This window comes from Microbacterium sp. X-17, from assembly GCF_039615055.1.
In genome coordinates this window covers 688,586-712,462 of record NZ_JBDHNI010000002.1, presented here as the reverse complement: position 1 = coordinate 712,462, position 23,877 = coordinate 688,586, and the positions used below count along the sequence as shown (strand labels likewise).

24 protein-coding genes and 1 tRNA gene are annotated in these 23,877 nt (G+C 71.0%); 11 read left to right on the top strand and 14 right to left on the bottom strand.

Going from position 1 to position 23,877, the window contains the following annotated elements; all coding sequences use genetic code 11:
• Positions 1-6 precede the first annotated feature (6 nt).
• From ABCS02_RS11875 to ABCS02_RS11865, 3 genes are all read left to right on the top strand, one after another.
• Complete coding sequence (locus tag ABCS02_RS11875; protein WP_345835846.1) at positions 7-711, top strand: hypothetical protein; 705 nt, start codon at positions 7-9, stop codon at positions 709-711.
• Between the two features lie 300 nt (positions 712-1,011).
• On the top strand, positions 1,012-1,962 hold the full coding sequence (locus ABCS02_RS11870) for a DUF559 domain-containing protein (protein WP_345835845.1): 951 nt from the start codon (positions 1,012-1,014) through the stop codon (positions 1,960-1,962).
• Between the two features lie 259 nt (positions 1,963-2,221).
• A complete protein-coding gene (locus ABCS02_RS11865) occupies positions 2,222-4,750 on the top strand; it encodes an ATP-dependent Clp protease ATP-binding subunit (protein WP_345835844.1) in 2,529 nt (842 codons plus the stop codon).
• A gap of 49 nt (positions 4,751-4,799) precedes the next feature.
• On the opposite strand, the gene mftF is transcribed toward ABCS02_RS11865, so the two are convergent.
• From mftF to mftA, 7 genes are all read right to left on the bottom strand, one after another.
• The gene (mftF, locus tag ABCS02_RS11860; protein WP_345835843.1) at positions 4,800-6,200 is read right to left on the bottom strand and encodes a mycofactocin biosynthesis glycosyltransferase MftF; all 1,401 of its coding nucleotides are present in this window, start codon (positions 6,198-6,200) and stop codon (positions 4,800-4,802) included.
• On the bottom strand, positions 6,197-6,928 hold the full coding sequence (gene mftE, locus ABCS02_RS11855; RefSeq protein WP_345835842.1) for a mycofactocin biosynthesis peptidyl-dipeptidase MftE: 732 nt from the start codon (positions 6,926-6,928) through the stop codon (positions 6,197-6,199). Before mftE ends, mftF begins: the two co-directional genes overlap by 4 nt.
• Positions 6,929-6,964: 36 nt before the next feature.
• The gene (gene mftD / locus ABCS02_RS11850; RefSeq protein ID WP_345835841.1) at positions 6,965-8,206 is read right to left on the bottom strand and encodes a pre-mycofactocin synthase MftD; all 1,242 of its coding nucleotides are present in this window, start codon (positions 8,204-8,206) and stop codon (positions 6,965-6,967) included.
• Between the two features lie 33 nt (positions 8,207-8,239).
• Positions 8,240-9,058 carry a mycofactocin-coupled SDR family oxidoreductase gene (locus ABCS02_RS11845; protein WP_345835840.1) on the bottom strand — a complete coding sequence of 273 codons (819 nt, stop codon included), beginning with the start codon at positions 9,056-9,058 and terminating at the stop codon, positions 8,240-8,242.
• A gap of 90 nt (positions 9,059-9,148) precedes the next feature.
• The gene (gene mftC, locus ABCS02_RS11840) at positions 9,149-10,447 is read right to left on the bottom strand and encodes a mycofactocin radical SAM maturase (RefSeq protein ID WP_345835839.1); all 1,299 of its coding nucleotides are present in this window, start codon (positions 10,445-10,447) and stop codon (positions 9,149-9,151) included.
• Positions 10,444-10,710, bottom strand: coding sequence for a mycofactocin biosynthesis chaperone MftB (gene mftB / locus ABCS02_RS11835; protein ID WP_345835838.1), 267 nt, complete (start codon positions 10,708-10,710; stop codon positions 10,444-10,446). The genes mftC and mftB overlap by 4 nt, the downstream gene beginning before the upstream one ends.
• A 5-nt stretch (positions 10,711-10,715) precedes the next feature.
• Positions 10,716-10,814, bottom strand: coding sequence for a mycofactocin precursor MftA (mftA, locus tag ABCS02_RS11830; RefSeq protein WP_345835837.1), 99 nt, complete (start codon positions 10,812-10,814; stop codon positions 10,716-10,718).
• A 122-nt stretch (positions 10,815-10,936) separates the two neighbouring features.
• Between mftA and mftR the strand changes: the two genes are divergently transcribed.
• The 4 genes from mftR to ABCS02_RS11810 are packed head-to-tail and all read left to right on the top strand — an operon-like array spanning position 10,937 to position 14,339.
• Complete coding sequence (gene mftR, locus ABCS02_RS11825) at positions 10,937-11,551, top strand: mycofactocin system transcriptional regulator (protein WP_345835836.1); 615 nt, start codon at positions 10,937-10,939, stop codon at positions 11,549-11,551.
• Positions 11,548-13,053, top strand: a complete 1,506-nt coding sequence (mftG, locus tag ABCS02_RS11820; RefSeq protein ID WP_345835835.1) for a mycofactocin system GMC family oxidoreductase MftG — start codon at positions 11,548-11,550, stop codon at positions 13,051-13,053. The genes mftR and mftG overlap by 4 nt, the downstream gene beginning before the upstream one ends.
• Before the next feature lie 37 nt (positions 13,054-13,090).
• A complete protein-coding gene (locus ABCS02_RS11815; RefSeq protein WP_345835834.1) occupies positions 13,091-13,603 on the top strand; it encodes an amino-acid N-acetyltransferase in 513 nt (170 codons plus the stop codon).
• A 28-nt stretch (positions 13,604-13,631) separates the two neighbouring features.
• Complete coding sequence (locus ABCS02_RS11810) at positions 13,632-14,339, top strand: hypothetical protein (RefSeq protein WP_345835833.1); 708 nt, start codon at positions 13,632-13,634, stop codon at positions 14,337-14,339.
• Positions 14,340-14,352: 13 nt separating this feature from the next.
• Here the strand turns inward: ABCS02_RS11810 and ABCS02_RS11805 are convergent, their stop codons facing one another.
• Both ABCS02_RS11805 and ABCS02_RS11800 read right to left on the bottom strand, forming a co-directional pair.
• Positions 14,353-14,562: a DUF6186 family protein gene (locus ABCS02_RS11805; protein WP_345835832.1), complete on the bottom strand. Its 210-nt coding sequence runs from the start codon at positions 14,560-14,562 to the stop codon at positions 14,353-14,355.
• Positions 14,559-15,179 (bottom strand): hypothetical protein, encoded by a 621-nt coding sequence (locus ABCS02_RS11800; protein WP_345835831.1) that lies wholly within the window; start codon positions 15,177-15,179, stop codon positions 14,559-14,561. The genes ABCS02_RS11805 and ABCS02_RS11800 overlap by 4 nt, the downstream gene beginning before the upstream one ends.
• A gap of 78 nt (positions 15,180-15,257) precedes the next feature.
• Here ABCS02_RS11800 and ABCS02_RS11795 point away from each other — a divergent pair, with 78 nt between their 5' ends.
• Positions 15,258-15,686: a dehydrogenase gene (locus ABCS02_RS11795; protein WP_345835830.1), complete on the top strand. Its 429-nt coding sequence runs from the start codon at positions 15,258-15,260 to the stop codon at positions 15,684-15,686.
• A gap of 1 nt (position 15,687) precedes the next feature.
• Here ABCS02_RS11795 and radA read toward each other — a convergent pair whose 3' ends face one another.
• On the bottom strand, positions 15,688-17,055 hold the full coding sequence (gene radA, locus ABCS02_RS11790; protein ID WP_345835829.1) for a DNA repair protein RadA: 1,368 nt from the start codon (positions 17,053-17,055) through the stop codon (positions 15,688-15,690).
• Between the two features lie 82 nt (positions 17,056-17,137).
• Between radA and ABCS02_RS11785 the strand changes: the two genes are divergently transcribed.
• Positions 17,138-18,349 carry an MFS transporter gene (locus ABCS02_RS11785; RefSeq protein ID WP_345835828.1) on the top strand — a complete coding sequence of 404 codons (1,212 nt, stop codon included), beginning with the start codon at positions 17,138-17,140 and terminating at the stop codon, positions 18,347-18,349.
• A gap of 70 nt (positions 18,350-18,419) precedes the next feature.
• On the opposite strand, the gene ABCS02_RS11780 is transcribed toward ABCS02_RS11785, so the two are convergent.
• Together ABCS02_RS11780 and ABCS02_RS11775 are read right to left on the bottom strand one after the other, a co-directional pair.
• On the bottom strand, positions 18,420-19,373 hold the full coding sequence (locus ABCS02_RS11780; RefSeq protein WP_345835827.1) for an L-lactate dehydrogenase: 954 nt from the start codon (positions 19,371-19,373) through the stop codon (positions 18,420-18,422).
• On the bottom strand, positions 19,370-20,752 hold the full coding sequence (locus tag ABCS02_RS11775) for an MFS transporter (protein ID WP_345835826.1): 1,383 nt from the start codon (positions 20,750-20,752) through the stop codon (positions 19,370-19,372). Before ABCS02_RS11775 ends, ABCS02_RS11780 begins: the two co-directional genes overlap by 4 nt.
• Positions 20,753-20,877: 125 nt before the next feature.
• Here ABCS02_RS11775 and ABCS02_RS11770 point away from each other — a divergent pair, with 125 nt between their 5' ends.
• Both ABCS02_RS11770 and ABCS02_RS11765 read left to right on the top strand, forming a co-directional pair.
• The gene (locus ABCS02_RS11770) at positions 20,878-21,177 is read left to right on the top strand and encodes a hypothetical protein (protein ID WP_345835825.1); all 300 of its coding nucleotides are present in this window, start codon (positions 20,878-20,880) and stop codon (positions 21,175-21,177) included.
• Between the two features lie 33 nt (positions 21,178-21,210).
• Positions 21,211-21,301 (top strand) — tRNA-Ser (locus ABCS02_RS11765).
• 441 nt (positions 21,302-21,742) lie between these two features.
• Here ABCS02_RS11765 and ABCS02_RS11760 read toward each other — a convergent pair.
• Both ABCS02_RS11760 and ABCS02_RS11755 read right to left on the bottom strand, forming a co-directional pair.
• Positions 21,743-22,270: a hypothetical protein gene (locus ABCS02_RS11760; protein ID WP_345835824.1), complete on the bottom strand. Its 528-nt coding sequence runs from the start codon at positions 22,268-22,270 to the stop codon at positions 21,743-21,745.
• A gap of 77 nt (positions 22,271-22,347) precedes the next feature.
• Entirely contained in the window at positions 22,348-23,682 is a 1,335-nt protein-coding gene (locus tag ABCS02_RS11755) for a hypothetical protein (RefSeq protein ID WP_345835823.1), read from the bottom strand.
• Between the last annotated feature and the right edge of the window lie 195 nt (positions 23,683-23,877).

Genomic DNA, 23,877 nt, shown 5'->3' with positions numbered 1-23,877 from the left:
CATCCGATGGCTCGTCGTCCTCTTCTCCTGGCGGCGATCGCCGCGGCCGTTGCCTTCCTCGCCGGATGCGCGAGCGGCCCCGGCACTGCGCCGTCGACGCCGGCGCCATCCGCGTCGAGCGAGGTCGGTGCCGCGTGGCTCGACGGCGGGTCCATGGTCGGGATCGTCACGTGGGGCAGCTCGAGCTGTGTGCCGACGGCGGGGGATGTCGCCTATTCCGGCGGCGTGCTGACCGTCGAGCTCGTCGGGCCTCCGGCCGGGACGGCGTGCACGATGGACTACGGGCCGCGTGCGACCCCGGTGTCCGTGCCGGCCGGGATCGACGCGTCCAAGGACGTCCGGGTCGTCGTGACCGGCGACGTCACGGGGGAGGCCGTCCTCGCGGGGGTGTCGAGCATGCCGCCCGGCGGGAGCGCCGCTGAGGGCACCCCGTCTGCCGGCTGGACCGGGATCGAGGGCACGCTCGTCCTCCTGACCTGGGGCTCGTCGAGCTGCCCGCCGCAGATCGCGGATGCCGCGGCGACCGCCCCCGGCCGGATCACGGTCACCGAGGCTGCGCTCCCCGCCGACCGCGCCTGCACCGCCGACCTCGCCCCGCGCGCGACCGTGGTCCAGGTCCCCGCCGTCTCGTCGGGCCAGTCCTACACCCTCACCCTCGTGCCCCCCACGGGCCCCTCCACCGACACCCCCGTGGCCGGCCTCGCCCCCTGACCCCCCCCGAGCCGCGCCTGCCCGCCCGCGCCCTCGCCGGCCCGCGCGCCTTCGCCCTCGCCGGCCCTCGCGCCGTCGCGCCCTCGCCCTTCCCGCTCACCCGTCGCATCCGACCACTCGCGTCGTCGATCGCGACGGGCGAATGGGACGGCCATCTCGCTCACCTGGCGCGTTCGACCGCCGCGAACGACGCATGCGACAGGTGAACGGGGCTCTCCACAGCGCGATCGGCGAGGGAAACGATCCACAACGGGCTCGGGCCGGCGGCGACGGGCCTGCGAGGACGATCACCGTGGAGGGATGCTGAACGACGACCTCCCCCGCGAGCTCGGCGCTCGATTCCGCGTCCGGGAGGCCTTGCGCGCCGGTGTCGGTCCCGCGCGGTTGCGACGAGCAGATCTTGCGCGCCCCTTCCGGGGCGCACGGATGCGAGCGGATGCCGACCTCCCCGACGCCTATCGAGACACCGGCGGGCTCGATCGTCGTCATCTGGCATCTGCGCTGGCCTTCGCGCCGATGCTGACGGAGCACGAGTTCTTCAGCCACGTGACCGCCGCCGTGATCCTCGGACTCCCCGTGCCGCCCTGGCTGGTCGCCGAGTCCCCCGTGCATGTGTCCGTCCTCCCTCCGCGCAGGCTTCGACGAGCGACCGGCGTGGCAGGGCACGAGGCGATGCCGCACCTCACGAGCATCCGCACCGATCCGATCCTCGGCTTGCCGGTGACGAGCCCCGCGACGACCTGGGCCATGCTCGCGGCGCTGCTGCCGAATACGCGTGACGTCGTCGCCGTCGGTGATGCCGCAGTACGGGAATGGCGTCGAGCTGCCCCCCACGCGTCGCTCTCCGAGCTCACCGCGGCGGTCCGGGCGGGAAGACGCGTCGGGATCGAGCGGTTGCGCGATGCGCTGCCGCTCATACGCACGCGATCCGCATCCCGTCCGGAGAGCTGGATGCGTCTGACCCTCGTCGACGCCGGGCTGCCGGAGCCAGAGCTGAACCACGACGTCGTTGCCGAGGGGGAAGACCTCGGCTGTGTCGATCTCGCGTACCCGCGCCTCCGTGTCGCGATCGAGTACGAAGGCGACCACCACCGTTCGGACCCCGTGCAGTGGGCGCGGGACATTCGCCGGTACGAGCGCCTTGCTGCCGCGGGCTGGCTCGTCATCCGCGTCACACGCACCGACCTCTTCGACGATCCGCGATCCGTTCTCGCGCGCGTGCGCGTCGCGATCGCGACGCGCGCCGCTTGATTCCCCCGTCGTTCCCCCGTCGCGAGTTGCTGAGTGCGACGTGTTTCGCGACAGGGGAGGATGCCGCGCCCGCGACTCGCCCGTCGCTACCGACGGGCGGGACGGTGGATCGCGACAGGTGAGCGGTTCGGGGGCGGGGAGGCGGGCGGGGGAGGGGGTCCGCCGCGAGCGAACACGGGACCGCGGGGGCGCGCGGGTCGTTAGCCTCGATGTATCGCGCCCCGTGTTGGGGGTGCAGTCAGAGCCGCAAGGAGCTGCGATGTTCGAGAGATTCACGGACCGTGCCCGCCGTGTGGTCGTCCTCGCCCAAGAAGAGGCGAAGATGCTCAACCACAACTACATCGGGACCGAGCACATCCTGCTCGGCCTCATCCACGAGGGCGAGGGTGTCGCCGCCAAGGCGCTCGAGTCGCTGGGGATCTCGCTGGATGCCGTGCGTGAGCAGGTGCAGGACATCATCGGCCAGGGCCAGCAGCAGCCGACCGGTCACATCCCCTTCACGCCCCGCGCGAAGAAGGTCCTGGAGCTGTCGCTGCGCGAGGCGCTGCAGCTCGGCCACAACTACATCGGCACGGAGCACATCCTCCTCGGCCTCATCCGCGAGGGCGAGGGCGTCGCCGCCCAGGTGCTCGTCAAGCTCGGCGCCGACCTCAACAAGGTGCGCCAGCAGGTCATCCAGCTCCTGTCCGGCTACCAGGGCAAGGAGCCGGCCGCCGTCTCCGGCGCCGCGCACGACAACCAGCAGGCCACCGCTCAGGGCGGCTCGCAGGTGCTCGACCAGTTCGGCCGCAACCTCACGCAGGCCGCGCGCGACAACAAGCTCGACCCGGTGATCGGGCGCGAGAAGGAGATCGAGCGCGTCATGCAGATCCTGTCGCGCCGCTCGAAGAACAACCCCGTGCTGATCGGCGAGCCCGGCGTCGGCAAGACCGCCGTCGTCGAGGGCCTCGCGCAGGCGATCGTGAAGAACGACGTCCCCGAGACGCTGAAGGACAAGCAGCTCTACTCGCTCGACCTCGGCTCGCTCATCGCCGGTTCCCGCTACCGCGGCGACTTCGAGGAGCGCCTCAAGAAGGTCACGAAGGAGATCCGCACCCGCGGCGACATCATCGTCTTCATCGACGAGATCCACACGCTGGTGGGTGCGGGCGCGGCCGAGGGCGCGATCGACGCGGCCTCGATCCTGAAGCCGCTCCTCGCTCGCGGCGAGCTGCAGACGATCGGCGCGACGACGCTCGACGAGTACCGCAAGCACTTCGAGAAGGATGCCGCGCTGGAGCGCCGCTTCCAGCCGATCCAGGTGGCCGAGCCGAGCCTGCCCCACGCGATCAACATCCTCAAGGGCCTGCGCGACCGCTACGAGGCGCACCACAAGGTGCAGATCACGGATGGCGCGATCGTCGCCGCCGCGAACCTCGCCGACCGCTACATCAGCGACCGGTTCCTGCCGGACAAGGCGATCGACCTGATCGACGAGGCAGGCGCCCGCCTGCGGCTGTCGATCCTGTCGAGCCCGCCGGAGCTGCGCGAGTTCGACGAGAAGATCGCGAAGGTCCGCGAGGACAAGGAGCGCGCCTCCGAGGAGCAGGACTTCGAGAAGGCCGCGGCGTTCCGCGACGAGGAGAAGTCCCTGCTCGCCGAGCGCCTGCGTCTCGAGAAGCAGTGGCGCTCGGGTGACGTCGCGTCGCACGCGGTCGTCGACGAGGGCCTGATCGCCGAGGTGCTGGCGCAGGCCACCGGCATCCCCGTGTTCAAGCTCACGGAGGAGGAGTCGAGCCGCCTCGTCTTCATGGAGAAGGCGCTGCACCAGCGCGTCATCGGACAGGAGGAGGCGATCGCCGCCCTCTCCAAGACGATCCGCCGCCAGCGTGCCGGCCTCAAGGACCCGAAGCGCCCCTCGGGCTCGTTCATCTTCGCCGGCCCGACCGGCGTCGGGAAGACCGAGCTCGCGAAGGCCCTCGCGGAGTTCCTCTTCGACGACGAGAGCGCGCTGATCTCCCTCGACATGTCGGAGTTCGGTGAGAAGCACACGGTCTCCCGCCTGTTCGGCGCCCCTCCCGGGTTCGTCGGCTTCGAGGAGGGCGGCCAGCTCACGGAGAAGGTCCGCCGCAAGCCGTTCTCGGTCGTCCTGTTCGACGAGATCGAGAAGGCCCACCCGGATATCTTCAACTCGCTCCTGCAGATCCTCGAGGAGGGTCGTCTGACCGACGGTCAGGGTCGCGTGATCGACTTCAAGAACACCGTCATCATCATGACGACGAACCTCGGCTCGTCGGCGATCGCCGGGGGCCCGGTGGGCTTCCAGGTGGAGGGCGACCAGGGCACGACCTACGACCGCATGAAGGGCAAGGTCAACGAAGAGCTCAAGCGCAACTTCAAGCCCGAGTTCCTCAACCGCGTGGACGACATCATCGTCTTCCCGCAGCTGGACAAGGGCGAGCTGCGCCAGATCGTGGGCCTGTTCACGAAGCGCCTCGGCGAGCGTCTGCTGGATCGCGACATCACGGTCGAGCTGACGGATGCCGCGAAGGACAAGCTGATCGAGATCGGCTTCGACCCGGCGCTCGGCGCCCGCCCGCTGCGTCGTGCGATGCAGCGGGAGGTGGAGGACCGCCTGTCGGAGAAGATCCTCCGCGGCGAGTTGAACACCGGCGACCACGTGAAGGTGGACGCGAAGGACGGCGAGTTCGTGTTCGAGAACGGCCCGCGCGGCCAGCAGGTCGCGCTCGGGGTCGTCGGCGGCGGCGAGCTGACCGCGACGCCCGATCTCGTCATCACGGGAGACTGAGACTCCCGATCGAAGGGGCGGATGCTGAGGCATCCGCCCCTTCGTCGTGTCAGTCGTGGTGGCCGCGGGTGATGCGGGGCATCAGCGCGCGCAGCGACCGGCCGCGCAGCGCGCTCCACCACACGCCGGCGCCGTAGGCGAGGTCGTCGAGGCGGCGCGCGGCGAAGAAGCGGACGGGGTCGAGCCGCGGGCGCAGCCGCGCGTACTCCACGGCGGCATCCACGACCGCCGCGACGGCGACCGCGCGCCGGGCGCGGCGGGACACGAGGCTCGCGGCGAGCGCGAGCGGCCACCAGTGCCGCACGAGTAGGGCGCTCCCCTGTCCGAGGGACGCGAGCGCGCCGTCGCCGACGAGGCGCGCGGCGGTGCGCCGCGGATGCCGCGCGTGGGGGAGCCGGCGGGCGACACGCAGGATCACGACGGCGCAGATCGCGGCGGCACCCGGCAGGGACCAGCGCCGCTGCGCCGCCAGCACGACGAGCATGCCGGCCGCCCACGGCGGCAGCACGACGGGTGCGATCTCGGTCGGGTGGCGCTCTCCGAGGGGCAGGGCGCCCGTGCCGTAGAAGAACTTCCGCGCCATCCAGCGCCGGGCGCTCGTCCGATGGTCGTGCCGGACGACGGCGGAGGGCTCGTACCGCACGACGCGGCCGGCGTCGATGAGCCGCCAGACGAGGTCGACGTCCTCGCCGACGCGCATCGTGGCGTCGAAGCCGGACACGTCGGCGACGCGTGCGACGAGGCACGTGCCCGAGACCCAGGTGACGCGGCTGCCGGGTCGCACGCTCGCGGCGTCGTTCCCGAGGTCGAGCGAGGAGCGCGCGTCCTCGTACCGGGTGATCCAGCCCGGGTGCTCGCGCTCGCGTCCGAGCACGCGCGGGGCGGTCAGCGCGACGAGCGGATCGCCGAAGTGCCGCAGCAGCATCTCGAGGCTCCCCGGCTCGACCTCGACGTCGGAGTCGATGAACGCGACGAACGGCGTGGTGGCCTCGGCGAGCCCGGTGTTGCGGGCGGTCGAGACGCCGAGGTTCTCCGGGAACGCGATGAGCCGGGCCCCGTGCCGGGCGACGACGGCCGCGATCGGCGCCGGGTCGGCGGAGCCGTCGTCGACGACGATCGTGCCCCCGAGCCCCGCCGGCAGACTCGCGAGGAGCCGATCGAGCGGCGCGACGCGGTCCTTGACGGGGACCACGACCGTCAGCTCCGAGAGCGGAACCGGCGGGAGGGATGCCGCCACCGGGTCGCCGAGGCCGGTGTCGAGGAGGTGCGCGGCGAGCGCGCGGCTCGCGGCATCCCGAACGACGACGCGGCCGTCCCGCGCGAGGGCGGCCGCCCGGGGGGTGAGCCGTGCGACGCGGGTGGGCGCGCCGCCGACGAGCAGCGTGCCGTCGTCGCGCACGCGCGTATGGCGCCCGATCCGCACGACCATCCCGTCCGGGAGCGCCCTCACGTCAGCATCCCGCCGTCGTCCACCCGGCCGCGTGCGAGGCGGTCCCGCGCGCCTCGGACCATGTCCGCGAGCAGCGCGGCTCCGTGGTCGGCGTCCGCCCCGGCCGGGTCGCCGAGCACCCCGTTCGGGGCGATCGCGCGCACGCCCTGGCGCCGGAGGTCGGGGAGCAGCTCGGCCGGCGCGCGGGTGTCGCCCGCGGTGGCGCGGTCGCCGCGCACGAGCCCGGGCGCGATCCGCGCGACGAGCGAGGTCTCGACCCATCCGGCGTGCAGGTCCGCGGGCCGGTCCTGCGGACCCGGGCTGCACGGCAGCCACGCCGCATCCCGGCCCTCGGCGCGCAGGAGCGGGATCGCGCGCCGTAGCGCCTCGACGTTCCCGCCGTGTCCGTTCACGACCACGAGCCGCGGGGCCCACGCGCTCGCGGAGCGGCCGAGCTCGACGAGGACCGCGACGAGCGCCTCCGTCCCGATCGAGATCGTGCCCGGGAAGCCCTCGTGCTCGCCGCTCGCGCCGTAGGCGAGGAGCGGACCGACGACGGTGTCCGTGCCGTCGGCGGCGCAGAGCGCGCGCAGCTCCTCCGCCACGGCCTGTGCGACGAGCGCGTCGGTCGCGAGCGGCAGGTGCGGACCGTGCTGCTCCGTCGAGCCGAGCGGCACGAGCAGAAGGGGAGCGCCCGTGGTCTCCCATGTGCGCTCCCCGAGATCCGGCGATGCGTCGAGCGGATGCATGCCCACCATTCTCCCGGCCGGCTGTCCGGCTCCGGGTCAGGCCGCGGCGGTCGCCTTCTTCGCCGGGACGACACGCGCGACCGGCGCGGTGGCGGCGGCGCCCAGCTCGCGCGAGAAGTCCGCGGGGATCCAGAAGTCCTCCCGGCTGAGCTCGCCGATGGAGGAGTGGCCGAGGCCGAGGACGGCCGAGTCGAGCCCCATCCGCAGCAGGTCGAGGACGTTCTCGACGCCGGTCTGCCCGTTCGCCGCGAGGCCCCACAGGTACGCGCGGCCGATCATGACGGCCCGCGCGCCGAGCGCCAGGGCCTTCGCGACGTCGCCGCCGCGGCGGATGCCGCCGTCGAGCAGGACCTCGATCTGGTCGCCGACCGCGTCGGCCACGGGCCCCAGGCACCGGATCGACGCGGGGGTCGTGTCGAGGTTGTTGCCGCCGTGGTTGGAGACCGAGATGGCGTCGGCGCCGACGTCCACAGCGCGCTTCGCGTCGTCGACGCGCGTGACGCCCTTCAGCAGGAACTTCCCGCCCCACTGCTCGCGCAGCCACTTCACGTCGTCCCAGCTGGGCGGCGGAGTCTGCATCCACTCGTAGTACGCGCCGAAGAACGTCGGCGCCGTGCCGCCCGGAGGTTGGAGGTTGGGTGCGGTCAGGTCGGGGATGCCGTGCTTCGCGAAGTCGAGCATCCACCGGGGGCGACGGATCCCCTCCGGCGCGAACTTCAGCATCGCCTTGAGGTCCATCTTCTCCGGGATGGCCGGGCTGCCCCAGTCGCGGCCGACCGAGAACGACCAGTCGAGCGTCGCGATGAGCGCCTTCGCGCCGGCGGCGCGGGCGCGATCCATCCGCTCGATCATCGACTCGCGCGAGCCCGTCCAGTACAGCTGGAAGAAGGTGTTCTCGTTGGCGGCCACGACCTCTTCGACCGGCTTGCTCGCGAACGAGCTCAGGCCCATGATCGTGCCGCGCGCGGCGGCGGCGCGCGCGACGGCGACCTCGCCGTCGGGGTGCACGGCCTGCACGCCCGTCGGCGAGATGATCACCGGGAGGGAGACCGGGATGCCGAGCACGGTCGTCGACAGGTCGCGCTGAGCCTGGTGCCCCGCGACGTGGGGCGCGAACTGCATCTCGGCGAACGCGTCGGTGTTGTCACGGGGCGTCGCGCCCCGCTCGGACCCGGCGACGAGTGCGGCGTACACCGATGGCGGGAGCCGCTTCTTCGCCCGCCGCTGGGCTTCGAGAACGGATTCGAACCACGGATTCTGCTTCCACGGCCAGTACATGAAGGTCCTTTCCTCTGACTCCCGCCTTCGGGGTCAGTACGAGTGCGCGCCCTGGTCGACGCTGATGTGCTCCGCGGTGATGAGGCGCGAGTCGTCCGAGGCGAGGAACGCCACGGTATCGGCGATGTCCTCCGGCTCGGCGACGTAGATCGGCAGGAACGGGGTGCTCATCCCCCCGAGGGCCGGGTTGGTCGCGCTCGAGCGCGTGATCGCGCCGATCATGTCGCCGGACCCCATGGGCGTGTTGACGCCGCCGGGGTGCACGCTGTTGACGCGGATGTTGTGGGGGCCGAGCTCTGCGGCGAAGGCGCGGGTCATGCCGGTGACGGCGTGCTTGCTAGCCGTGTAGTGCACCATGAACGGCTGCATCTTCTTGCCCGCGTAGGAGCTGATGAGGACGATCGAGCCGCCGCGTCCGCCGTCGACGATGTGGTGCGCGCCCGCCATGACGGTGTTCCAGACGCCGGTGACGTTCGTGTCGATCGTCGCCTTGAACGTCTCGGGCGTGATCGTGTCCCACGCCTCGGGGATGCAGATGCCCGCGTTCGCGACGATCACGTCGAGGCGGCCGAGCTCGGCGACGCCCTGGTCCACGGCATCCCGGAGCGCCGCGAGATCGCGCACGTCGGCGATCGTCGCGAGGATCCGCCGGTCCAGCGCCTCGACCTGCCGCACGGTCTCCTCGAGGTCGGCGGGGGTCGCCGAGTCGTAGGGCACGTAGTCGAGGGGGCCGGCGAGGTCGACGGCGATGATGTCGGCGCCTTCGCTCGCGAGCTTGACGGCGTGCGCGCGGCCCTGGCCCCGTGCTGCCCCGGTGATGAAGGCGACCTTGCCCTCGAGACGTCCTGCCATGGCGATCCTCCTTGATCGGTCGGCGGGCGCGTTACGCGTCCTCGCCCATCATAATGACACTCAGTGCCAAAACGCTAGGCCGAGATCTCGTCAGGAGAGATCGGAGCGGTCGCCGGGGGTGAAGTCGGCGAGCGGGTCGTCGGCGAGGTCGTTGACCGGCATGTGCGGGGCACCGCTTGTGCGGGTCAGGTTGGGCTTGATCTCGAGGGCGGCCCCGATGTTCATCGCACCCGGGCGCCGGCCGATCGTGACCGGCACGCGACCCGACTTGGAATACCGGGTCGTGCGGTGGGAGTGGTCGCCGGACGGCTTCTGCGGGGCGAGCTTGTCCTTGTCCTTGAGGAGCTGCTCGCCGAAGCCCTGGACGCATTCCGGATCCGGGCCGTCGAGCGGAAGCCCCGTGAAGAACTTCGCGGCCATGCATCCGCCCTTGCACGTGTCGAAGAACTGGCACGACGAGCACGCGCCGCCCGACTGCGGCTCGCGGAGCCGCTGGAACAGCTCGGAGCGCTGCCACACGTGCTGGAAGCCCTGCTCGCGCACGTTGCCGGCGAGGAACTCCTCGTGGATCGCGAACGGGCACGCGTACACGTCACCGACCGGGTCGATGAGGCACACGACGCGGCCTGCGCCGCAGAGGTTGAGGCCGGGAAGCGCCTCGCCATATGCGGACAGGTGGAAGAAGGAGTCGCCGGTCAGGACGTTCTCGCCGTTCGCGACGAGCCAGTCGTAGAGCTCGCGCTGCTGCGCCGGCAGGGGGTGCAGCTCGTCCCACACGTCGGCGCCGCGGCCGGACGGGCGCAGGCGCGTGAGCCGCAGCTGCGCGCCGTAGCGGTCGGCGATCGCCTTGAACTCGTCGAGCTGCGAGATGTTCTGCCGCGTGCAGACCACCGAGAGCTTGAAGTTCTCGAAGCCGGCGGCCTGCAGGTTCTCCATCGCGCGGATCGCCGTGTCGTAGGAGCCGGGTCCGCGCACGTCGTCGTTGACGTCGGCGGTCGCGCCGTCGAGGGAGATCTGGATGTCGAGGTAGTCGTTCTTCGCGAGCCGCGTCGCCACCTCGGGCGTGATCTTCACGCCGTTCGTGGAGAACTTCACGCCGACGTGGTGCGCGGTCGCGTAGTCGACGAGCTCCCAGAAGTCGGAGCGCACGGTCGGCTCGCCGCCGCCGATGTTGACGTAGAACACCTGCATCCGCTCGAGCTCGTCGATGACGGCCTTGCACTCCTCGGTGGACAACTCCCGCGGATCGCGGCGGCCGGACGAGGACAGACAGTGGACGCACGAGAGGTTGCACGCGTACGTGAGCTCCCATGTCAGGCAGATCGGGGCATCCAGGCCCCGCTCGAAGTGGTCGACGAGGCGCGTCGGCCCCGGTGCGACGAGGGTCATGCGGCACGCTCCTCGATCATGGCGGAGGCCTCGAGCGTCGCGAGCGCTCGCAGGTATCGCGGGCGGTCGTCGACGGGGATGCCGACGCGGTCACAGGCCGCGACGGCGCTGTCCGACTCGCCGAGAGCGTCGACGAGCTCGAGCAGCGTGCGGTCCTTCAGGAAGGAGAGCTTGCGCGTGCCGAAGTGGTAGAGAAGTGCCCCGAACGGCTCCGGGCGCACCGAGACCTGGGGGTGAAGCCGCCAGGCAGCGTCCGCGTCCATCCGGTTCAGTAGACGCCGCACATGCCGTCGATCGAGACCTCTTCGACGAGAGTGTCGATCTCTACGGCGTCCTGCTCGTTCGCGGTCTGCGTGCTCGGCTCCATGGAATGCTCCCTTGCTTTCCGTAAACTTCATCGTCTGGCGCACTCGCCTGATCGTCGATACTAATGACACCGAGTGCCGATTGGAAGAGGTTCGCCGACGAATCCGAAGACGGAGCACGAACGTGAGCGAGGCTGAGCGGATCGAGACGGCCCGCCGGTCCGGTCGTGCCCGCGCCACGACGCACGGCGAGCTGAGCCACATCGGGGTCACGCTCTTCCTCGAGCGGGGCTTCGATGAGACGACCATCGACGAGATCGTCGCGGCCGCCGGCATCGGCCGGCGCACGTTCTTCCGCTACTTCGCGTCGAAGAACGACCTCCCGTGGGGCGACTTCGACCGTCTGCTGAGCAGCATGCGGGCCTACCTCGACACGGTGCCGGCCGACGTCCCGCTCCGCGAGGCGCTGCGGCGCGCGGTGATCGACTTCAACCGCTATCCGGCCGACGAGCTGCCGTACCACCGGCAGCGGATGCAGCTGCTGTTGAACGTCCCCACCCTCGTGGCGCACTCGACCCTGCGCTACGCGGCCTGGCGGGACGTGCTCGCGGAGTTCGTCGGCGCCCGTCTCCACGAGCCGGCGGACTCGATCGAGCCGCAGGCGATCGCCTGGGTCTGCCTCGGCCTGAGCCTCGCGGCGTACGAGCAGTGGCTCGCGCGACCCGAGGCGGACCTGCTCGCGCTCATCGACGAGGCCTTCGTGAAGGTCGGCGAGCGCCTGCGGGACGGCGCCGGATGACGCGCACGGTGGTCGTCGGCGCGGGCGCCTCGGGCGCCGTGCTCGCGGCGCGCCTGAGCGAGGATCCGGCCGCCTCCGTCGTGCTCGTCGAGGCGGGCCCCGATCCGCGCCCGTTCCCTGCCGAGCTGCTCGACGGCACCACCATCCAGGGCGCGCGGCCGGGGCATCCGGCCAGCGCGGGCTTCCCCGCGGAGCTGGCGCCCGGGCATCCGTTCACCCTCGTCCGCGGGCGGATCGTCGGCGGCTCCTCGGCGATCAACGGCGGCGTGTTCATCCGCGCACGCCCGGCCGACTTCGACGGGTGGGCGAGCGTCGGCGGCGAGGCCTGGAGCTACGCGCGGATGCTGCCGATCCTGCGCGCGCTGGAGGACGACCGGGACTACGGCGCGACCGAGTGGCACGGCGGGTCCGGGCCGATCCCGGTGCGCCGTCCGCGGACGGACGCCGGGGCGGTGGGCGCCTTCGTCGCGGCGGCGCGCGCGGCCGGGTTCGCGGACGATCCGGACAAGAACGCGCCCGGGGCGCCGGGGGTCGGGCCGGTGCCCTCGAACGTGATCGACGGCATCCGAGTCAACGCGGCGCACGCCTACCTCGATCCCGTCCGCGATCGGCCGAATCTCCGGATCCTCGCGGGCACGCGCGTCCGACGCGTCCTCATCGAGAGCGGTCGCGCGGTCGGGCTCGACACCGACCGCGGCATCGTCGAGGCCGACGAGGTCGTGCTGTGCGCCGGCGCGCTCGGCACGGCGCACCTGTTGCTCCATTCCGGGATCGGGCCGCGCGGCGACCTCGAGGGCCTCGGCCTGCCGGTGGTCGCGGACCTGCCGGTCGGCGAGGGCTTCAGCGACCACCCGCAGATCGCGGTCGGATGGCGGCCGGCCGCCCCGCTCGATCCCGTGGAATCGACCGCGTTCCCGGTCGCGCTGCACGCGCGGGCCGGCGGCGAGCACCCGGACGGCGACCTCGAGCTCCTCTTCGCCGCCCGGACGATCGGCGAGCTGCTCGCCGGACGCGCCAACGCGTCCGCGATCCCGCGGGGCAGCGAGGTGCAGCTGCTGGTCGGGCTGCAGACGCCGGCGAGCCGGGGGCGGCTGTCGCTGCGGTCGGCGGATCCGCTCGTCCCATCGCGGATCGAGTTCCGGTACCTGGCGTCCGCCGAGGATCTCGAGAGGCTCCGGGTCGGCGTGCGCATGGCGGCCGCCCTCCTGTCCTCGTCCGCGTTCGCGGGGATCGCGGACCGGCTGACCGAGCTCGGGGACGCGGTCCTCGACGACGACGCGCGGCTCGACGCCTGGCTCCGTGCGCACCTCGGGACGGCGCTGCACACGTGCGGCACGGCCCGGATGGGCGATGTCGTCGACGGCTCGGGCCGGGTCCACGGCATCCGCGGGCTCCGGGTCGCGGACCTGTCGATGCTCCCGGTCGTCCCGTCGCGGGGCCCGGCGGCGACGGCGGTCGCGATCGGCGAGCTGGCCGCGGGTCTCATCCGCGACGGCGCGTGACCCGGGCCGTGCACGGGCCCGCGCCTACCCTGGAGGGGTGACCTCCGAGCCGACCTTCACCGTGCGCCCCGCGCGGACGCGGGACGTGACGGCGATCCACGCGATGCTCGACCCGTACGTGCAGCGCCGGATCCTGCTCGGCAAGGACATCGTGGTGCTGTACGAGTCGATCCAGCAGTTCGTCGTCGCGGAGGATGCACGCGGCACGATCATCGGATGCGGTGCGCTCCACGTCATGTGGGAGGACCTCGGCGAGGTCCGCACCCTGATCGTCGCCGACGAGTGGCTGCACCGCGGGGTCGGTCGAGCCATCGTGGACGAGCTGGAGCGGGATGCCGAGGGCCTCGGTCTCTCCCGGCTGTTCTGCCTGACCTTCGAGGTCGACTTCTTCACGCGGCAGGGGTTCGCACCGATCGGCGAGCACGTCGTCGGCCCGGACGTGTACTCGCAGCTGCTGCGCAGCCCCGACGAGGGTGTCGCGGAGTTCCTCGATCTCGCCCATGTGAAGCCCAACACGCTCGGCAACACGCGCATGCTGAAGCACCTGTGACTCCGGTGCACTGCCTACCCTGGGCGTCATGAGCAGCACGAGCCCGCGCCGCCGCACGTCGCCGGCGGTCTACCGGCGCCGCCGCCTGGCCGCGCTGCTGCTCCTCGTCGTCGTGGTCGCGTTGCTGGTCGTGCTCATCTGGGTGCTCGCCGCTCAACCATGGCGCGGGGCGGCGGCCGAGCCGTCTCCGACCGCGAGCACCCCCGTGCCGACGACATCCGACACGCCAACGCCGCCGGCCACGGTCACGCCGGCTCCGGCGGCGACGCCCGCTGCGGTCGCCACCCCGAACCAGACGCCGCAGCCCACCCCGACGGCCGCCGCCGCGCCCGCGTGCACGACCGGCGACCTCACCGTGGAGGCGCTCACCGACAAGGGCGAGTACGCGTCCGGGGAGAATCCGCAGCTGTCGATCAAGCTCACCAACCACGGCGCCCACGACTGCACGATGAACGTGGGCACGAGCGCACAGGCGTTCACGATCACCAGCGGATCCGACACGTGGTGGCGCTCGACCGACTGCCAGTCGCAGCCGAGCGACATGATCGTGACCCTCGCGGCCGGGCAGAGCGTGCAGAGCGCGGCGCCGCTGACGTGGGATCGCACGCGCTCGTCGGTGTCGAGCTGCGACGGCGGCGGCCGGCAGCAGGCTCCCGGGGGAGGCGCCACGTACCGCCTCGCGGTGTCGATCGGCGGGGTCCCGTCCGCGCAGCCCGCGTCGTTCCTGCTCTACTGAGCGGCACCGTCCGTTACGCGCCGGGGTCGATCGTCTGCGCGACGAGGAAGTGCCAGCCGAGCCACCACCAGCACACGATGACCGCGATGCTCGTCGTGCGGGACGAGAGGATGCGGTCGAACAGCTCCGCCACCGTGGCCTCGGGGTCCGCGCGGCGGGCGATCAGCGCGCTGAGGACGAGGCCGATCCCGCAGAGGGCGTAGACGCCGATGCTGAGGATCATCGCGACACCGCCCTCCGCACGAGGAACACCCCGACCGCGAGCCAGACCACGACGAAGACGGCCTTGCCGATGACGTCGTCGAGGACGGGGTTGAGGATGTCGCTGAGCGCCGGGTAGGCGCTGCGTCCGCCCGGGGCGATCCCGCCCAGCGTCACCTCGGCGATCTCCCACAGGCATCCGGCGATCCAGATCGCGACCCAGGAGATCGCGAGCGCACGCAGCGGGCGCGACCACGGCCGCCGTGTCCGAGTGCCCCCGGGCCACGCCGCGAGGATCGCCAGGGCGCCGACCGCGATCATCGGGATCGCGAGGGCCACGCTGTGCCGGGGGAGCAGCACGAGCGGGATCGCCGCGATCGCGGCGGTGGCCAGGAGGAGCGGAAGCCGGAGCCGCCGTGCGCGCCGCCGTCCGTGCGGCAGGGCGAGGTCGACGCCGAGCACGAGGGCCGCCGTGCCGAAGATGATCGCGTCGCCCCATTGGTATCGGAGCAGCTGCACCACGCCGATCGTCGTCAGGATGAACAGCCAGGCCCACGTCGCGAACGTGAGGACGCGTGTGCCGCTGCCGACCTCCGCCGCATCGTCGGTCTGATGAGAGGAGTCCCCAGAGTCCGCCACGGTGCGCCCTCCTTCCTGAGCGGCACATTAGCCCTCGCCGGGTCTGCCCGGGTCCAACGTCGCCGGTAGGCTGGCGTGATGGCCTCATCGGGGAAGAGGGCGTCGGGCAAGAAGGGCAAGGCGCCGAAGGAGCCGCTCGTCTTCCGGAACCCGGCTCTGACGGACGCGCTGCAGACACAGGACATGGCGGCGGTCGCCTTCGCCCTTCGCCACGGGCCGACCGTGGTGCCCCTCATGCGGCCGGGTCAGCGGGACGACCCGCGCGACAGCGGCGAGGTGTGGACCTACCGCGACCCCGACACGCAGCAGGTCGCGCTGCTCCTGTTCAGCGACGCAGCCCACAAGCCGGCCAGCCTCCCGCCTGCGGTGAGCCTGCAGTCGCCGGGCTGGCTCCGTGCGTTCCTGTCGACCCACGGCGACGAGATCACGACGGTGTTCTTCGACATCGCGGGGCCGCATCCGATGCAGGCGACCCCGGCCGACGTCGTCACGGCGCTGGACGCCTGAGTCAGAAGCCCGGCTCAGCCTCTCCGGCGGAGGCGGTCGCCCGCACGCGCAGGTCGCGGAACGCGCCGCCCAGGTCGCCGGACGAATGGTCGACGACCGTGCGGTAACCGAGCCGCTCCGCCTCACCCCGCCGCTGCGCGCCCTGCGTGACGGGGCGGATCTCGCCCGCGAGGCTGAGCTCTCCGATCGCGACCGTCCGCGGGCCGTGCGCGCGATCCTGAATGGCGCCGGCCACCGCGATCGCGATCGCAAGGTCGGCCGCGGGCTCCAGCAGGCGTGCGCCGCCGACCGTCGACACGTACACCTCCTGGTCGGAGGTGCGGACGCGACCGCGCTTCTCGAGCACCGCGAGCACCATCGCGACGCGCGCCGCATCCACGCCGCTCACGACCCGGCGCGGATTCGGCGCCGTCGTCGCGACCGTGAGCGCCTGCACCTCGATCGGGATCGCGCGTCGCCCCTCGAGCGCGATCGTGACGCAGGTGCCGGCGACCGGGCGCCCCTGGCCGAGGAACAGCGCGCTCGGGTCGGGCACCTCGACGATGCCGGCATCGGTCATGTCGAAGCAGCCGACCTCATCGGTCGGCCCGAACCGGTTCTTGAGCGCGCGGACGAAGCGCAGCGATGTCTGCCGGTCGCCCTCGAAGTGGCAGACGACGTCGACGAGGTGCTCGAGGATGCGCGGGCCCGCGATCGATCCGTCCTTCGTCACGTGCCCCACCAGGACGACGGGGATGCCGCGCTCCTTCGCCACCCGGATGAGCGTCGACGCGACCTCGCGCACCTGGCTCGGGTGCCCCGCCATCCCCTCGGAAAGCGACGAGGACACGGTCTGCACGGAGTCGACGACGACGAGCTCGGGCTCCACCTCGTCGATGTGCCCGAGGATCGTCGCGAGGTCGGTCTCGCTCGCGAGGTAGAGCTCGTCGTGCAGCGCGCCCGTGCGCTCGGCGCGGAGCCGGACCTGCGCCGCCGACTCCTCGCCGCTCGCGTAGAGGACGCGGCGCCCGGATCGCGCGCTCTGCGCCGCGACCTCGAGCAGGAGCGTCGACTTCCCGATGCCGGGCTCGCCGGACAGCAGGATCGCGGCGCCGGGGACGATCCCGCCGCCCAGCACGCGGTCGACCTCGCCGACGCCGCTCGAGCGGCGCGGCGCCTCCGCGACCGTGACGTCCGTGATCCGTCGAGCTGCGCGCCCGACCGGTGGTGCGGCGGCGGCGACGACCGACCGGACGATGCCGGTCTGCTCGGCCGCCTCGACGACGGTGCCCCACTGCTGGCATTCGCCGCAGCGCCCCACCCAGCGCAGCGTGGTCCAGCCGCACTCGGTGCATCGGTAGGGCGCGGTCGTGGTTCGGCGGGTGGCCATTCCGCCAGCGTAGGCGGGCCGTCCGACATCCCCCGCACGGCAGGCCGCGCCCTCGGGGCCCGGGAGCGCGTAACGTGGCCGGGTGAGCTTCCCGCCGTCCCCCTCCCCTCGGCTGACGGGAGGCCGGCTCGTCGCTCTCACGGTCGCGGTGCTCTTCGCCGCGGCAATGATGCGCGCGCCGATCGTCGCGGTGGCGCCCGTCGCGGACGAGGTCGAGGCCGCGCTCGGGATCACGCCGGCCGTCGTCGGGCTGTTCACGAGCATCCCGGTCCTGGCGTTCGCGCTGTGCTCGCCGCTGGCGGTGGCGATCATCCGGCGCGGCGGAGCCGACTTCGCGCTCAGCGTGTGCCTCATCGGCGGGATCGCGGGCACGCTCGTGCGCTCGGCCGGCAGCCTCGCCGCGGCGCTCGTCGGCACCGCGATCATCGGCCTGTTCCTCACGATCGGCAACGTCGTGGTCCCGCTCATCATCGCGCGCGAGTTCCCGCCGGAGCGCGTGCAGGTCATGAGCGGGGTGTACGCCTCGGCGCTCAACGTCGGCACGATGACCGTGACGATCGCGACCGCGCCGCTGGCCACCGGCATCGGATGGCAGGGTGCGATCGCGGTGTGGGCGGGCTTCGGGCTCGTCGCGCTGGGAGTGTGGATCGGGCTGCACGGGCTCCGTGGGGCGCTGGTACCCGCGCGGCCCGCGCTCGCGCAGCGCCCCCGCGGATCGAGCGGGATTCTGCGCGTGCCGACGACGTGGCTGCTCGCCGCCGCCTTCGCGGGACAGTCCTTCTGCTTCTACGGGATGACGGCCTGGCTGCCGTCGCTGCTCGCGGCGCAGGGCTTCGGCGGCACGGCGGCCGGGGCCATCTCCGCCGTGTTCCAGGTCGGGGGGATCGCCGGCGCGCTCACCCTGCCGCTCGTGACCACGCGGTTCTCGATCGCCGCGGGCGTCGTGGCCGCGGCCGTGGGATGGGTCATCCTCCCGCTCGGGTTCCTGGTCGCACCCGAGCTCTGGCTGCTGTGGTGCATCGTGGGCGGGCTCGCGCAGGGGGCCGGATTCACGGTCGTGATCATCCTGATCACGGCCCTCGGCGGGGGTGTGCACGCGATCGCCGGCCGATCCGGATTCGTCCAGGGCGCCGGATACGCGCTCGCGGCGACCGGGCCGGTCGCGCTCGGCGCGCTGCACGAGGTGACGGGCGCCTGGGCGGTGCCGCTCGTCGTGGTCTTCGCCGCGGGCGCGATGTTCGGGATCGCGGGCATCCTCGTCGCCCTGCCCCTTCGCCGCCGCCCCGCCCGCTGACGCGGCGGCGGGCTGCTCACCTGTCGCCTCCGACCGACCGCGGCGTCACTCGCGACGGGCGAGCCCGCGGTCAGGCGCGGAGGGACTCCTCGGCGGCGCGGAGGGCGTCGGCCGAGCGGCGCAGGAGCGTGAGCTCGCGCTCGTCGAAGACGGTCTCGCGGATCGGGAACGCCCCCGCGGCGCTCACGATGGAGGGCACCGACAGCGCCACGCCGTCGATCCCCTGGAAGTCGTGCAGCACGGTGCTGACGGGCATGACGGCGTGCTCGTCCCGGAGGATCGCCTCGACGATCCGGGCGGTGGACAGGCCGATCGCGTGGTTCGTCGCGCCTTTGCCGCGGATGACCGCGTAGGCGGCATCCCGCACCTCGACCGCGATGTCGTCGAGCTCCGCAGGCGACATGAGTGGATGCCCCGCGGCCTGCCACTCGCCGATCGGCACGGGTCCGATCGTCGCGCGCGACCAGAGCGGGAACTCGGTGTCGCCGTGCTCGCCGATGATGTAGGCGTGCACGCTCGACGGCGAGACGCCCGCGCGCTGCCCGAGCTTCCAGCGCAGCCGCGACGTGTCGAGCACCGTGCCGGACGCGAAGATGCGCTCGGGCGGCAGCCCGGTCGCGCGCTGCGCGATGACGGTCAGCACGTCGCACGGGTTCGTCACGACGACGTAGATCGCGCCCGGCGCGACGTCGAGCAGTTGCGGCATCATCCCGCGCAGGGTGCGGGCGTTGACCCCCGCCAGTTCGATGCGCGTCTGCCCGGGCTTCTGCTTCGCACCCGCCGTGATGACGACGACGTGCGAGCCCTCGACGACCGACAGGTCGCTGCCGCCCATGATCTCGCTCGACCCGGTGAACTGGGTGCCGTGTGCGAGGTCGAGGACCTCCGCGTCGACCTTGGCGGCGGCGATGTCGTACAGCGCGATGCGCCTCGCGGAGCCGCGGACGAGGCACGCGTAGGCGGCGCTCGCGCCGACCGCTCCGGCGCCGATGATGGTGATCTTCGAGTTCTCGATGACGCTCACGGCGACAGTCTGGCATCCTCATGCGGCGGGTTGCGGATGCCGAGGAACGAGGCGATCCCGCCGGCCGTGAGGAGCACCGCCGTGACGATCGCGCTGCGGTGGAACCCCGTGAGGTCGAGGCTGCCGCCCGTGATCGCGGCGAGCATCGCCACGGCGAGGAGCCCCGCGACGCGGGCGACCGCGTTGTTGACGGCGGATGCGATGCCGGAGCGCGCGGTGTCGACGGCGCCCAGCACGGCGGAGGTCAGCGGCGACACGGTCGTGGCGAGGCCCAGACCGAACAGGACGATACCCGGCAGCACCTGCAGCCAGTAGTTGAAGTCGGGCGAGACGGTGAGGAGCAGCAGGCTGCCGATCGCCATCACGAGCGGGCCGACCGTCATGAAGAAGCGGGGCCCGAACGTGTCCGAGAGCGCGCCGGCGCGCGAGCTGAGCAGGATCATCATGGCCGTCGCCGGGAGGCTGGCGAGCCCCGCGAGCGTCGCGGGCAGCCCCGCGCCCTGCTGCAGGTAGACGGCGACGACGAACCCGTTGAGCGACAGGGCCGCATACACGAAGGTCGTCGCGACGTTGCCGGCCCAGAAGTTGCGCGCGCGGAACAGCCCCAGCGGCAGGATCGGCGACCGCGCCGTCCGCTGCCTCAGGAGGAAGAGCCCGAACAGCAGGATGCCGCCGCCGAGCGACAGCCAGATGATCGGGCTGTCCCAGCCGAGGTTCGGCTGCTCGATGAGTGCGAAGACCGCCGCGCCGAGTCCGACCGTGCAGAGGATCGCGCCGAGCCAGTCGATGGAGGCATCCGGCATCCGTCGATCCGTCTTCCGCAACGGATGCACGAGCCACAGTGTGATCGCGATCGGCACGACGTTGATGAGGAACGCATACCGCCAGGAGGCGAGGTCGACGAGCAAGCCGCCGAGGAGAGGCCCGGCGATCATCGCGATCGTCGTGAGGCCGGTCCAGATCCCGATCGCGCGGCCGCGCGCATGGCCCTCGAACGTCGAGGTGATGAGCGCGAGCGAGCTCGGCACGAGGAACGCGCCGGCCGCGCCCTGGACCGCCCGCGCGACGATGAGGAAGATCGGATCGGGCGCGAGCCCCACGGCGATCGACGCGATGCCGAAGCCGATGAGGCCGATCCGCAGGACGAGCACCCGGCCGAACGCGTCGCTCACGGAGCCCGCGACGAGGATGAGCGATCCGAGCGTGATGAGGTAGGCATCCACCGTCCACTGCTGCGTGATCAGTCCGCCGCCGAGGTCGCGCTGGATCGCAGGCAGAGCGACGTTCACGATCGTGCCGTCGAGGAACGCGACGAACGACGCCAGGATGGCGACCGCGAGCACGCGTCTCTGGGTGGAGGTCATCGTGGGGGACGCCATGCCGCCACGCTAGCGCGGCCCCGGCTGCCCGCGGCCAATGCCATCTCAGGCCGTCGGTGTCAACCTCTCTTGCGCTCCGTCCAGAAAAGAGGATGGTGGGTCGTGACAAGAGGAGAGGGGGCGGCATGGTTGTGCAGACACCGGCCGTCGTGTCCGGCCGGACGCCGAAACCGGTCCAGATCCCGACTCGTTCACCCTGGACACCACCGCCTCGGCGGCGTCCGCTCCACGCCGATTGCCTCCGTGTCGATGCCGACCGTTACGAGGTGCGATTCGGCGGCCGGGTGGTCGGCTTCATCGAGATCGTTGGGCCTGTCTACGTGGTCCTGGCGGGTGCCCGCCGCGACAGAGCCGTCGAGATAGCGCAGTCGCTGCTGTTCGACATGGCGGTCGCGACGTTGGAGATGCAGGCCCGAGGGGATTAGCCCGCTCGGCCGCAGTGTCGTAAGATCGTCGGCGGTGACGTGTCCGAGCGGCCGAAGGTGCAACTCTCGAAAAGTTGTGTAGGGTAACCCCCTACCGTGGGTTCAAATCCCACCGTCACCGCCATTTTTCCCAGATCAGCGCCTGTTTTGCAGGCGCTGATCTACGTTCGCGAACCGAACTCCAGCAGTGTCGATGCACCGCAGGTCCGCGGAGCACGCGGATTCAACCTTGTGGTTACGAGCGTCCGTATCCGGGCGGTGGCAGCCGGAAGACCATGACACGTCTCCAGAGGCGAGAGATGCGTAGGCGTGACCGAGACGGAGCGAGTGTATTCGATGTCCTTGACGGGGCCATCGAAAAGTTTCGCCAAGGCCGCAAAGTTCACGACCTTTCTGAGCGACCTCGAGTTGCTCATTGATGAACTTGTCGAAGGTATTCGTGAAGACCTCGAGATCGATCGCATATATGTCCCGAAAACGAAGGACCGCAGACTTTGTTCGTGGACCAAGCGAACGCTACTTTGGGGATTCGCGTTCAGAAACTGAGTGCTACAGTCCCGGATGCTCAGCGCGGCGACGCAGCGTTCCTCGTGAGAAGGATGGACTGATCGGAACCGTGAAGATGAAGCTCGTCCTGCTGGAGTGAGTAGCTGAGGGGTGAGGACACCAGCTGTCTGGCCCAGGCTTCGTGATCGGCTGCGGAACCGATGCACCCCTTGGTTCCGACGACGATGTCGTTTTCGTGTGGAGTTAGATGGTCCGCGCTGATCGTGATCGGAACGTTCAGGGTGTTGCATGGGGTCACGATGATCAGCGTCGGCGTGTAATTCAGAACGCTGAACGTCAGCGTCAGGGGGGTTGTGGAGAGCCAGCTCACCGGACCGCTGGCGTCGGATCCGCTTACGGATCGGAACGACGCGCATCCGAAGGGAGCCAGGCCCCTGTCGATGCACGGCTGTTCTCCTGTGCTGGATGCGGACGGCGGCGACTCAGGCGTGGCCGCGGCGCACCCACTGGCCACCAGCAGGACAAGCGTCACGAGGCCGCAGACGCCTGCCCAAAGTAGACGAGCGGCCGGCATGCGGACGGACACGATATAGGTTCCCTTGCCTTCTAGATGCGGATCCAGCTCTGCGGACGAACCTAATCGAACGCGCTGGGAGCTATCGGTCAGCCTCCGGTCACGAGGCTGGCATTCAACAGCCCGCCATAGAGGATGACCGTGTGGATGGAGGAGAAGAGAATCGTCGCCGAGCAGATGCCGCCAGAGTCGTGGACAGATCCACACCCCGAGGTCGAACCGTTCTCGGCTGCTTGAATGATGCCGACCGCCCCGACGCGCTGCGCGTCGCCTCCGCCGTATGGCATGAATACCGGTCCGCCGCTATCACCCTGGATCGCGGCGATCGCTCCGCTGGTCTGCTGGACGCCACGGATGTTCGAGAAGGATCCGAAGCCGTCGTTCCAGTACACGCTCATCGCGGTGACCTTGACGTTGCAATGGACACCGGAGTTGCCTCCGCTCGAGCAGATGAGGTCGTTGAGTCCGACGTCGTAGAGGTTGTAGACGCTCTTGGTGAATCCGATGGCGTTGTTCCACTCGTTGTCGAAGGTGCGGCCGCCGCCATGGGAGAGCAGGACGTTGAGCCCCCCGTCCGATGAGGTTGCGACGACACCGCCGTAGTTGGCGCTCCCGTCACGCGCCGTGTAGCCGCCGGCAGAGGGGTTGCAGTGTCGCGCGGTAGTGGTGTGGGTGTCGCCGCCTACCCACAGCGCGAAACCGGACGAGCAGGTCGAACCGTTGGAAATCATGTACCCGCCCGCATAGAAGGGACTTGTGTCGTTGGATCGCGTTGCGACGGCCGGGTCGGCGTGATGCCCGCCGACCACCGAGACGGGAACGCCGACGATGTCCTGCAGCTCCTTCGAGACGGTGTTCGCGGCGTCGGCAGATCGTGCGGCGTCGCTGAATTCGCCTTCGACCTGAATCTCCGACGTGTCGGCCTGCACCCCCACGACCGTCGCCAGCGTGAAGCCGGACGAAGCAAGCTGCTCGGCGCTCGCCGCGATCTTCTGGGCTGTCGCGTTGATCTCGCGAAGCGGCTGCGGCCGCTGCTCGACGGTCGCCGTGATGCCGAGCGCTTCGGCCTGTTTAAGGGCCGCCGCCTTCAGAGGGTCGTCCCCGTACCAGAGCAGCCGTGTGGCGAGGTTCGTGGCGTCGTTGACCTGGTCGATGTACCCGCTCGCCTCAACCTTCGGCTGCGCCAGGATCCAGGACTTCAGTTCGCCGAGCGTTCTCTGATTGTCGATGAATTCCTGGCCTACATCGGCCACGAACGCGCTTACCGCATCCTTGTCGGTCGTGATGGGTGGCGCGTCCGATGCATAGGCGCCGTTGGTCATCCCCGCGGCTCCTGTCAGCGCCAGCGCGGCGATCAGAAATCCGAGCGCAATTGCTCGTCCGTGTGGTTTCATGTCGTCCTCCAGCCTCAGTTGCTGCCCCACCTTCGGAACCGGTCGATCCCGAAGTCTCAGTCCTGCATGACCTAGCGGAGAGCCCAAATCCGGCCTCCGACGAGCGATCCGTCTTTTCGAATCTCTCCTGCTGATTTGACCATTTGAGGGCATGACAATTAGCGATTAGCGGGCGTACTCTGTCGCCCGTTCACTTGAAGATTCCCCGTGTCCGAAGCTAGCGTC

Excerpts from the sequence above, each read along its gene's own strand:
- ABCS02_RS11875 (WP_345835846.1), top strand. The coding sequence starts at position 7 with ATGGCTCGTCGTCCTCTTCTCCTGGCGGCGATCGCCGCGGCCGTTGCC.
- ABCS02_RS11870 (WP_345835845.1), top strand. The coding sequence starts at position 1,012 with ATGCTGAACGACGACCTCCCCCGCGAGCTCGGCGCTCGATTCCGCGTC.
- ABCS02_RS11865 (WP_345835844.1), top strand. The coding sequence starts at position 2,222 with ATGTTCGAGAGATTCACGGACCGTGCCCGCCGTGTGGTCGTCCTCGCC.
- mftE (WP_345835842.1), bottom strand. The coding sequence starts at position 6,928 with ATGCATCCGCTCGACGCATCGCCGGATCTCGGGGAGCGCACATGGGAG.
- mftD (WP_345835841.1), bottom strand. The coding sequence starts at position 8,206 with ATGTACTGGCCGTGGAAGCAGAATCCGTGGTTCGAATCCGTTCTCGAA.
- ABCS02_RS11845 (WP_345835840.1), bottom strand. The coding sequence starts at position 9,058 with ATGGCAGGACGTCTCGAGGGCAAGGTCGCCTTCATCACCGGGGCAGCA.
- mftC (WP_345835839.1), bottom strand. The coding sequence starts at position 10,447 with ATGACCCTCGTCGCACCGGGGCCGACGCGCCTCGTCGACCACTTCGAG.
- mftB (WP_345835838.1), bottom strand. The coding sequence starts at position 10,710 with ATGGACGCGGACGCTGCCTGGCGGCTTCACCCCCAGGTCTCGGTGCGC.
- mftA (WP_345835837.1), bottom strand. The coding sequence starts at position 10,814 with ATGGAGCCGAGCACGCAGACCGCGAACGAGCAGGACGCCGTAGAGATC.
- mftG (WP_345835835.1), top strand. The coding sequence starts at position 11,548 with ATGACGCGCACGGTGGTCGTCGGCGCGGGCGCCTCGGGCGCCGTGCTC.
- ABCS02_RS11810 (WP_345835833.1), top strand. The coding sequence starts at position 13,632 with ATGAGCAGCACGAGCCCGCGCCGCCGCACGTCGCCGGCGGTCTACCGG.
- ABCS02_RS11805 (WP_345835832.1), bottom strand. The coding sequence starts at position 14,562 with ATGATCCTCAGCATCGGCGTCTACGCCCTCTGCGGGATCGGCCTCGTC.
- ABCS02_RS11795 (WP_345835830.1), top strand. The coding sequence starts at position 15,258 with ATGGCCTCATCGGGGAAGAGGGCGTCGGGCAAGAAGGGCAAGGCGCCG.
- radA (WP_345835829.1), bottom strand. The coding sequence starts at position 17,055 with ATGGCCACCCGCCGAACCACGACCGCGCCCTACCGATGCACCGAGTGC.
- ABCS02_RS11775 (WP_345835826.1), bottom strand. The coding sequence starts at position 20,752 with ATGGCGTCCCCCACGATGACCTCCACCCAGAGACGCGTGCTCGCGGTC.
- ABCS02_RS11770 (WP_345835825.1), top strand. The coding sequence starts at position 20,878 with ATGGTTGTGCAGACACCGGCCGTCGTGTCCGGCCGGACGCCGAAACCG.